Genomic DNA, 6,573 nt, shown 5'->3' on the forward strand with positions numbered 1-6,573 from the left:
GAGTAGCTCAACAATGTGGCTTTGCGTATATCTGACGCCATGGCTGAGTTAAAGGTAATAACGTTGACGCCATAGCGGCGGAGAGAATTAAGCGTTAAGGACGAATTTTTCAATCGCTTTAGCGACACCGTGTTCATCATTACTTGCCGTAATGTAATCAGCGATTTGTTTGGTCTCTTCCATCGCATTTGCCATCGCGATACCAAGGCCAGCGTACTTCAGCATGTGGTGGTCATTTTCAGCATCACCCATACAGATCACTTCTTCCGGTTGAATACCTAGATACTCAGCAATTGCAGCAACACCAATACCTTTGTTGCTCGCGGGGTTAAGAAATTCCAGGAAGAACGGAGCGCTTTGAACAACCGTAAACGCTTCGCGCATTTCAGCTGGCAGTGCTGCTATAACTTCTGTTAGTTTGCTTGGCTCTGCAACCATCATAGCTTTGATGATTGGATGATCATCTTCTAGCGATTCAAAATTAATCTCTGTCACATTTAAGCCATTAATGTTGGCTTCTATGTCAGTGTATGGGTTTTTCTCATTGGTGATCAAGCCATGTACTTGGCTGAATGCGTGCACATAAGCGCCTAATTCTTTCGCTTTACGAGCGACTAATTTAGCGGCCTTACCATCAATGATTTGCTGGTGGATGATTTCATTTGTTCCTACGTTCTTAACAATAGAACCATTGTAGAAAAGGACAAAATCTTTATCGGAATGGATATTCAGTTCGTCTAGCTTGCCTTGCATTCCCTCTAATGGGCGACCAGAAGCGAGAACGACAGTAACGCCTGCTTCTCGAGCCTTTGCGATCGCTTGTTTGTTTTCTTCAGAGATTGCTTTATCACTATTGAGCAGTGTGCCATCCATATCTAATGCGATCAGTTTATACATCATTTCTTACCTTAAAGTTTTTGGGAACTGTAAGTGAATAAGGTTTGGTATAACGCTAACCAGAAACCTACGCTCACCGTAACTATGAAACTACAAAATGGTCTATTTTAACAATTAATTTTTGGTTTAAATTGACCTAGACACGTGTGTCCATTAAGGTCTTCGCCTCGAAGTATTATGAGTTGAGTGAGTTCTACGTTGTATAAGCTAAATGAGATGTTTGAAACCATCCAAGGGGAAGGGGTTTTCACTGGAGTACCTGCTGTTTTTGTTCGCCTTCAAGAGTGTCCGGTTGGTTGCTCATGGTGCGATACCAAACAAACGTGGTATGCAGATGAGAATGATCAACGTCAAATAGGCGATATTCTGGTGAAAACGGAAGACTCTCCGACGTGGTGTGTTGCATCTGCCGAGAACATCGTAGAGCAATATCAACAGCAAGGCTTTAATGCTAAGCATATCGTGATTACTGGTGGAGAGCCTTGTATTTATGATCTGCGCCCTTTAACAAAGGCGTTTGAAGATATGGGGTGCCAATGCCAAATTGAAACCAGTGGCACATCAGAAGTGATTACTTCAGAAAATACGTGGGTGACAGTGTCACCAAAAGTGGCAATGAAAGGTAAATTGCCAGTGCTTAATAGCGCGTTAGAGCGAGCAAATGAGATTAAGCACCCAGTCGGTACGCAAAAAGACATCGACCACCTTGATGAGCTATTGGCAAGTGCAAATGTCGCGGTTGAGACTGTCATTGCATTGCAGCCTATTAGCCAAAAGCCTCGTGCAACGCAATTGTGTATTGAAACGTGCATTGCTCGCAATTGGCGCTTGTCTGTTCAAACTCATAAATATCTAAGTATTGCTTAAGAGCGGAGAGAGAAATGAAAAAAGCCGTTGTTGTTTTTAGTGGTGGTCAGGATTCCACGACTTGTCTGGTTCAAGCACTTAAAGAGTTTGATGAAGTTCATGCCATTACTTTTGATTATGGTCAGCGCCACAAGTTAGAGATAGAAGTGGCACAAAAGATCGCAAAGGATCTTGGTGTCAAAGCGCATAAAGTGATGGATGTTGGCCTTTTAAACGAACTTGCGATTAGCTCTCTCACGCGCGATGACATCCCTGTCTCACACGAATTGCAAGAAAACGGCCTGCCAAACTCTTTTGTTCCTGGCCGTAACATTCTATTTTTAACGCTCGCAGGAATCTACGCCTACCAAATTGGGGCTGAAACCGTAATTACTGGCGTGTGTGAAACTGACTTTAGTGGTTATCCAGATTGTCGTGACGATTTTGTGAAAGCAATGAACACGGCTTTGGTGAAAGGGATGGACCGTAACCTGACGATCAAAACACCGTTAATGTGGCTAAATAAAGCAGAAACGTGGGCGTTAGCTGATCAATATGACGCGTTGCAACTGGTTCGTGAAAATACGTTGACCTGCTACAACGGGGTCATTGGTGATGGTTGCGGTGATTGCCCATCGTGCGATTTGCGCAAAGCTGGCTTAGATGATTACTTAAACAATAAAGAGACCGTAATGCAGTCTCTTGTGAACAAGCAGGCTGCTGACGTTTAGTCGTGCCTTGCTTTACTGGCTAACATAGTCAGAACCCAGGCTAATTGGCTCATCGTATGCGTCTATAATGATGTTTTTTCCCTGCTTTTTAGCCTGGTATAAAGCTTGGTCTAGTATCGAATAAAGTTCATCAAAGTTGGTAAGCGGCATTGATGTTGATAGATAGGCCAAGCTAGCGGTTACACTCAGATCACTATTATTTACCGTGCGTACGCGCTTCTCTGAAATCGTTTTGTGTAGGCTTTGTACGCGGAAAGGAACGTCAATTTCATCGACGTTTTTCAATAATAAGATAAACTCTTCTCCACCCAAACGGCCGATATACTCTCCCTTATTGAGCTTAGCTTTAAGCACTTGGCAAACTTGCTGTAACACCAAGTCGCCAGTCGGATGACCGTATTGATCATTTATCGTCTTAAAGTCATCAAGGTCGATTAATGCTAAAACATAGCGGAAGTCTTCGTCCGCTTTGGAGGTTTGACCTTTGATGGTCTCTATAATTGCCGCTCTATTCAACGCACATGTTAGACTATCTATTTTGGCTTTTTGTCGTGTTTGTCGCTGAAGTATCAATGCCAGAATGAGCAAGACCAACAAACAGGAAACCACAAAATTATAAGTGCGCTTTTGATCGGTAAGCTTCTCAAATTGATGCTGATTTAAGCTTTTTTCATTATTCAACCGAGCGACCTGAAGATCATATTCGTACTCTTTCTTTGTGAGGTCTAATGCCTCTAATGCTTTAATATTGCTAGCGTCTCGGTTGGCCAATTCAATGTTTGAATAGGCTTCGTGGTGCTCTAATGCCAGTTTATAATCACCTTGGGCTTGGTACGCTTTGGAAAGGAGTAATTGAGCTTGTGCCTGTAATAATGGCCTAGAGTTATTGATCGCTAGTGTTAACGCGACTTTGCCATGTGCAATCGATTTTTCAGTAGCATGGTTTTTCAAATACGCGAACCCAGCAGCTAGATGTCCTTCCGTTTCGAGGTGCGTATTTTCATACGTTTCAGCAATGTCTAAAGCTTTTCTAATGTAATCTACTGCGGTATCCAGTTGCCCACTTTCGGCTAAAACCGCAGACAGCCCTAAGTAGCTTAACCCTTGACCATATGGGTAGTGGAGCTGGTTGAGTATTGTTAATGCATTTTGATAATGATTGATGGCTTTATCGAATTCTTTGGATTTCTTATACATTGCCCCAAGGCTATGTTCGACCTGGGCGACTTTGAGTGGTGTCCCTTCATCTTGACGAGCGAGCAGGGCTTGGATGAGATATTGTTCTGATTGTTCAAACTGCCCAAGCTCTGCAAGTAAATTTCCGACGTCATTGTAAATGCCAGAAGGATCGCTTTGAGCAGACATGTTCGCCAGCAGCTTTCTATAAAGACTCAGCGCTTTTTCATAGTCACCACGATAGTTATAATTGTTCGCTACCACACGTAACGCGAGATCAATAGGGAAGTTTTCTTGGTGTTGTTGACTTAGATGGCTTTCTAACGACGAGCAATAAAAGTTTGCTTTGTGATAACGACCTTGTTGATTCAAGGTATAACAGAGCTGATAGTTCATCAAAGCTTTGCCTTCAGAATCTGAAGTCTGCTTCATTTTTTGTCGCAATGAAGAAAAGCTATTTACTGAGGCGTCATAACTACCATGCTTACGTTCATTTAAGGCAAGAATGTACTCTGACTCTAACTGAGCAAAGTTATTGTTGAGAACTTGGCTGCTTCCATAGTACGGCTGTTTTATGTTCGACATATATTCATAAATCAGACCGCTGACGTAGAGTTTTTCGCTGTGCGATTTCGCGGTGTGGTATCGATCTTGAAGCATGCTTAATGCTGAGTCAGGATTACTTCTCAACGTGGTTTGATAAACGGCGTGCCACTGCGTGATATTTTGTTCTGGCTCAATATCTTGAGTGTCACTAGCATATACTGGGGCGAGTAAGAGTGACGCAAGCAAAGGATAGAGCGTGCGCATATTTAAACGTGCCTTATGTTCTTTTGTTGCTTTGGAATTGGAGAATCATAGCGCTATTAATTGATCAGCGTTGTGATTGAGTTGGGTGTACGAAGAAAAAGAATAGGAAAACTATGCACTTGGTCGATATATCAAAAAAAGAGCATCAAAAGAAAGACCCCAACATAAAGTTGAGGTCTAGAAGTCGTTATGCAATGTAAAGCTTAGCTAGATCTTGAGGCTCCATTTCTTTGCCTTCTAGCTGATCGTTCCAGTTAGTACCAACAAGAACACCATCTTCTGCAAGAGTTAAAAGCCAATCTTCAACAAAGATATCTAGTGGGATTTCTAGTACAGTGAAGTCAGCCCATTCTTCAACATTGTGCGCTTCTGCATCTTCTTTCGAAGACCAGAAAGGCATGACTTCACTGTTTTCGAATTCAGTTGAATCGCAAGATAGCCAACCTTCTTCATTGCGTAAACCCCAAACCAGTTGGTTTTCTTTTGTTTCTGCAACAAAAAGGTCAAGGTTTGCTTGGATATCTGATGTAAGTTTGCTCATTTCAAAACTCTCGTTGTTATGACGCCGCTAGGGTAACACTAAAGTGCCGATTCCTAAAGCATAATACGGTTATTGCAATGAGTAAAAATAAAGGAGCCGAAGCTCCTTTTCTTATGTCGTTCTAGGTTTATTAATGCTTGTTTGAACAAACATTAATACAGACATTTTTACCTTTCGGGGAGGGTAGTGAATATTGTCCACTCTTTTTTAATCTCGCCTTTATAACCAACGACAGAAGCAGTTACTCGGCGGTTTAAAGCGTGGCTGACTTCATCGGTACCTTGTTGCGCTAGGTGAGTATCTCCAAAGCCAACAATACGAACCCTGCTCGGCTCGATGTTGTAGCTCAACAGCGCCTCACGTACATTGCGCGCTCGTCTCTCTGATAGATCTTGGTTGTGCTGAGAGCCACCAACTTTACTCGCGTAGCCGTGCAGTTCGATCGACGTAGTAGGGTATTCTTTTAAAAAATCGGACAGTTCACGTACTTGTCTTCTGAACACGGGATTGATTTCATCAGAGTCGTTAGCAAAAAGTATCCGCACTTGCATGTTATCTGATGCTTTAATGTATTCTCCACAACCGTCGTTGTCGACCTCTGAGCCTTCAGGTGTACCTGGGCACATATCTCGAGCATTGATGACACCATCGTTATCGTCATCTTGCAAATCTGCTATTTGTTCTGCACTTGGTACAGGTCGATAGTCATACTCGTCTTCAGCAACAACGTGTTGAGTGATGGCGAGCATACCTAATGCAAATAGAATCTTCACTGGTTTCATGATCAGTACTCCACCTTTTCATTCCATTCCGTAGGCACATCGACTCGCAAGGCATTTAACAATTGGCCGGTCGCATTCATAACGCGGTACTTGGCGTACTGCTCTGAGTATCGAGCATCCAAGTAGTTTTTTCTCGCTTCAAATAACTCGTTTTCAGTATTTAACAAATCCAGAAGGGTTCGTTTACCGATGCGATACTGTTTCTCGTAGGCGATAACAGTTTCAGATGCCGAATCTACGTGATCCGCCAGAAACTCTTTTTGCTGAAGCGTTAAATCTAACGCGCTCCATGATAGACGAAGCCCTTCTTCAACGCTGCGGTATGCGCGTTCTCGTAAATCTTTGGCTTTGTTTAGTTGATAGGCAAAGTTTTCAGCATTGGCGACATCACTACCACCGTTAAAGAGGTTGTAACGCATACGTAACATTGCTGTTGTCTCTTCGCTGCTTCCTTCGATACCGCTTGCATCATCACGCCATGTTTGAGCCGCTTCTACCGATATCGTTGGGTAGTAAGTTCCCTTAGATTGCTTGTATTGGAACTTTGCAGAGTCCACATCAGCTACCGAAATTTTGATTACTGGATGTGACTCGAATGCCAAGTCAATCGCTTCATCGATGGTGTAGGGAATAAAGTTTTGGTCCGCTCGCGGAAAAATCAATCCTTGTGGGGACTGTCCGACAAGGCGTGTAAACGTGGTGTGGCTGTCATATAAGTTGTTCTGAGCCGCCACCAAGTTACCGTGAGCTTTTGCTAAACGAGCTTCTACTTGAGTTAGGTCAGCGGTAG

Annotated in this window: 7 protein-coding genes; 2 read left to right on the plus strand and 5 right to left on the minus strand. The window is 43.0% G+C overall.

What is annotated here, in order from left to right; all coding sequences use genetic code 11:
• Nucleotides 1–87 precede the first annotated feature (87 nt).
• Nucleotides 88–897: a Cof-type HAD-IIB family hydrolase gene (locus CAG69_RS11200; protein ID WP_161444196.1), complete on the minus strand. Its 810-nt coding sequence runs from the start codon at nucleotides 895–897 to the stop codon at nucleotides 88–90.
• Nucleotides 898–1,113: 216 nt separating this feature from the next.
• On the opposite strand from CAG69_RS11200, the gene queE reads away from it, so the two are divergent.
• Nucleotides 1,114–1,764, plus strand: a complete 651-nt coding sequence (gene queE, locus CAG69_RS11205) for a 7-carboxy-7-deazaguanine synthase QueE (RefSeq protein WP_161444198.1) — start codon at nucleotides 1,114–1,116, stop codon at nucleotides 1,762–1,764.
• Nucleotides 1,765–1,778: 14 nt separating this feature from the next.
• Nucleotides 1,779–2,474 (plus strand): 7-cyano-7-deazaguanine synthase QueC, encoded by a 696-nt coding sequence (queC, locus tag CAG69_RS11210; RefSeq protein WP_048626429.1) that lies wholly within the window; start codon nucleotides 1,779–1,781, stop codon nucleotides 2,472–2,474.
• Between the two features lie 12 nt (nucleotides 2,475–2,486).
• Here the strand turns inward: queC and CAG69_RS11215 are convergent, their stop codons facing one another.
• The 4 genes from CAG69_RS11215 to CAG69_RS11230 form a co-directional block, all read right to left on the minus strand.
• Nucleotides 2,487–4,460 carry a tetratricopeptide repeat-containing diguanylate cyclase gene (locus CAG69_RS11215; RefSeq protein WP_161444199.1) on the minus strand — a complete coding sequence of 658 codons (1,974 nt, stop codon included), beginning with the start codon at nucleotides 4,458–4,460 and terminating at the stop codon, nucleotides 2,487–2,489.
• Between the two features lie 187 nt (nucleotides 4,461–4,647).
• Nucleotides 4,648–5,001, minus strand: coding sequence for a DUF2750 domain-containing protein (locus CAG69_RS11220; RefSeq protein WP_005395049.1), 354 nt, complete (start codon nucleotides 4,999–5,001; stop codon nucleotides 4,648–4,650).
• Between the two features lie 167 nt (nucleotides 5,002–5,168).
• Complete coding sequence (locus CAG69_RS11225) at nucleotides 5,169–5,783, minus strand: OmpA family protein (protein ID WP_161444201.1); 615 nt, start codon at nucleotides 5,781–5,783, stop codon at nucleotides 5,169–5,171.
• A 2-nt stretch (nucleotides 5,784–5,785) separates the two neighbouring features.
• Nucleotides 5,786–6,573 (minus strand): TolC family outer membrane protein (locus CAG69_RS11230; protein WP_161444203.1); only part of this gene is annotated, 788 nt, incomplete at its 5' end.

Source organism: Vibrio sp. V43_P6S15P86 (assembly GCF_009904725.1).
GTDB lineage: Bacteria > Pseudomonadota > Gammaproteobacteria > Enterobacterales > Vibrionaceae > Vibrio > Vibrio diabolicus.

What these genes read in the sequence shown, in the direction of transcription:
- CAG69_RS11220 (WP_005395049.1), bottom strand. Translation starts at nt 5,001, where the DNA reads ATGAGCAAACTTACATCAGATATCCAAGCAAACCTTGACCTTTTTGTT.
- queE (WP_161444198.1), top strand. Translation starts at nt 1,114, where the DNA reads ATGTTTGAAACCATCCAAGGGGAAGGGGTTTTCACTGGAGTACCTGCT.
- CAG69_RS11200 (WP_161444196.1), bottom strand. Translation starts at nt 897, where the DNA reads ATGTATAAACTGATCGCATTAGATATGGATGGCACACTGCTCAATAGT.
- CAG69_RS11215 (WP_161444199.1), bottom strand. Translation starts at nt 4,460, where the DNA reads ATGCGCACGCTCTATCCTTTGCTTGCGTCACTCTTACTCGCCCCAGTA.
- CAG69_RS11225 (WP_161444201.1), bottom strand. Translation starts at nt 5,783, where the DNA reads ATGAAACCAGTGAAGATTCTATTTGCATTAGGTATGCTCGCCATCACT.
- queC (WP_048626429.1), top strand. Translation starts at nt 1,779, where the DNA reads ATGAAAAAAGCCGTTGTTGTTTTTAGTGGTGGTCAGGATTCCACGACT.